A 3,184-nucleotide genomic window follows, 5' to 3' on the forward strand; every position below is an offset into this window, starting at 1 on the left:
TGCTGCCATATGAACGGTCGCTGAGTTCTTGACCTGGATGATATAGCGGATGACAGTTGAATCCATCGGATCAAGCTGTGCCTTCTTAGCGACAGAGACCTTTGGCTGGCAGCATCCAAGGTAATCGAGCTCAAGGCTTGTGCAGTTGGATGACGACACTGCTGAGCTTGTGCCGACAATTCCGCTTGCTGTGACGCAATTGACCAGATTATATGGTGCAAATTCCGTCACATTCAGCCTCAGGTTAATGCTCAGGGTATTGCCTATACCCAGATGCAATATCGTCCAGTTGGCTGTGGTCTTCGAGAGTTCTGCAGGCTTGAATGACGAGCTCAGGTACTCTGTTCCAGCCGGGAAGGAATCCCAGACATAGATCGGAGCCAAAGCCCGATTGCCATCGTTGGTTATGGTTATTTCATAATCAACCACCGTGGAGTTGACTCCATTGACTGTCGCATAATCCCTGGAGCTGAGGATCTTGCTGACGGTGATATGCGGATAGTCGTACTTTGCCACGCCAGTCATGAGAACATGGCGGTCGATGGAGAACGATCCTGCATAGCGTTCATCGTTGTCTACCGCGTCTGTAGCATTCACTCCAACCGACTTCGCTCGGAAGTCCGCTACTCCCTCGAAGGTCGCATTGGTCTTCATCTCGTTTAAGCCCAAAGCTACCGAATCTTTCTTGAGATACTCTAATGACGAGTACCTCTCGCTAATCAGAGTAGCAGGCGCACTGCCGCTATCCGATGTATTGCATGGTTTCTCCTCACGGGGCTCGCCAGCCGAATTATTGGCTGAGACTATGGTGCCACCTCGGAGGATTCCGTTCTTAGACCACATGCCTTCAGTCCATTTCATGTCCTGATTGGCTCGGATGCTTGGAGTGTAGTTGTAGCTGATTGGTCTATGTTCAAGCTCGATATCCTTGGCGATGTAGCTTGTGAACGAGTCCACCAGCTCTTCGCTCTTGTAGGAGCCTGTGCCTGATTCATATGTTCTCTGAGAGGATCGCACTCTCGTATCTGACGAGACGAGGCCCTCACCGGATGCGCGCTTGACTGTATCGATGTTCGAGCCATATTCCTCGAAGCTCTCATTGATGCTGAACCGTCCGTTATAATCCTCCTGGCTATCGAAGATCGGCTTGATCTTGGGACTGTCGTCAGATGAGGACTTCTTGAAGAAGCCAATGCTGCCTTTGCCTGTGAAGCTGGAATCGATCTTCATCTCTGAGCCGTTCTCGTCCATCTTAACATACGTATCTCGATCGATGTCGTCGGCATAACGATAAGTCTCATGCATTACTGCGCCGGTGATGTAATTCTTGCCACGGCTCTCTGAGGTCCATTTCGAGGTGTAATTGAGGGAATTGTCGCCAGGAAGAGAGAAGGCCGTCGGATAATAGCTGGCCGAGGTGCTCTTCTTGGACTCGATGGACTTGTTCTCCCATTTCATATGAGTCACCTCTTCCGAGCTATAATCTCCGCTGCCATGTTCACGAGTCTCAAGCTCTGTTCCGAGATCCTCGATGGTTACGCTATGGCAGGTGCTTCGAGGCCATTCAGTGGGCCAGACTGTGGCTGTCACATAGACACAATTCTTGATTGTGTAGGGGCCCACAGCCGTTGACAGGTCGTTATGGACATTGACGAATCCAGATCCTGCTACATCGGACTTGTCAATATCAAAGGTCGCCTTGTTCAGAGGAGCCTTGGCCACGATGGTTATCTCGATGCATTCATTCGGCGGGATGATGTCATAATGCCACAAACCGTCTGAGCCTGGCTCAGGATCCGAATAGACGATCTCGATTGCATTCTGGAAGACATCTTTGATTACAACGTTCTCAAGAGGCAGATATTTCATCATGTTGCAGACTTTGATGGTATAGGTTATCTCCTCGCCAGGACGATACTTCTGTTTGTCACTGGTCTTGGTAACGACATATGGAACGGGCTTGGCATCGATCTCTTTATGGTTTTTGTCCCAAACTTTAGCGCCGCCGTTGCGCGGAATGCCTGAGACATAGACCTTGTTGTCAAGTACACCCATGACAGTTCCAACTACCTTAGCGGTAATTTTAATCAGGATATTCTCTCCGGGCGCCATGCAATTGCCCTCATCCAGGTCATACCAACTGACGATGTTATTAGACTCGTCGAAGATGCCACCATGATCGTCGCTTATGTACTCAATGCCGGCTGGCAGGGTATCTTCCAAGAAGACATCGCAGAGATAGGCTGAACCATTGTTGTTGACGGTGATATTATAGGTGATAATAGTATCAGGCGTTCCCTCCTCTGGATATACGGTCTTTGTAACATTTATGGAAGCCTTTGATGCGATGACCTCCGCTTGTGCACGGCCCGTCACGTTATTGCCGTATTCAGGTTTGCCGTCCGCATCTACCACGTTTGTCAGAGTTCCGTACTTCGTGCCATCGATATTAGCACTAAGCCAGATCTGTCTTGTCTGACCGACATCCAGCCGTCCGATATCTGGCCAGTAGACATTTTGTTTGTCACTATAGCTGACAGCGGAAGAGCTATTGTAAAGCAGACCATCCGGAAGCTGGTCTTTCACAAAGACATGGATCAGCGGAGAAGCTCCGTTGTTTGTAACATCCATGGTGAAATTGATCAGGGTGCCGTTGGATCCGGATGTTGGATCGGCTTTCTTAACTATCAGGATCCCAGCTTCACTGGCATCTACAGAAGCTTGAGCATGTCCAGTGACATTATCGCCATACTGAGGCTTACCGCTGACATCGACGTTATTCGTCAGAGTGCCATACACAGTGCCATCGATTGTAGCCTTCAGCCAGATCTGTTTTGTCTCGCCGACATCAAGTCTTCCAATGTCGGACCAGTAGACGTTCTGGCCGTTATTACTGCTGACTGGCGATGAATCGTTGTAGGTTAGGCCAGCCGGAAGCACATCCTCAACATAAACATGGATCAGAGGCGAAGAGGCACCATTACGGATATCCATTGTGAAATTAACCAGCGTGCCCTTTGATCCGCGTATCGGATCTGCGAGCTTTGTCACAATTATACCAGCCTCAGAGGCTTCTACATCAGCGAAGGCATTGCTGGTCACGTTATTGCCATACTGAGGCTTGCCACTGACATCCACAATATTCGTGAGTGTGCCGTAAGCTGTGCCGTCGATTGTGGCCTTC

General features: G+C 49.6%; 1 protein-coding gene. It reads right to left on the minus strand.

The window, feature by feature from the left end:
- Nucleotides 1–3,184, minus strand: a 3,184-nt coding sequence (locus PHO70_08600; protein ID MDD5433019.1) for a hypothetical protein, incomplete at both ends; no start/stop codon positions are given.

It is taken from the genome of Candidatus Omnitrophota bacterium (assembly GCA_028715415.1).
Taxonomy (GTDB): Bacteria; Omnitrophota; Gorgyraeia; order Gygaellales; family Profunditerraquicolaceae; genus JAQURX01.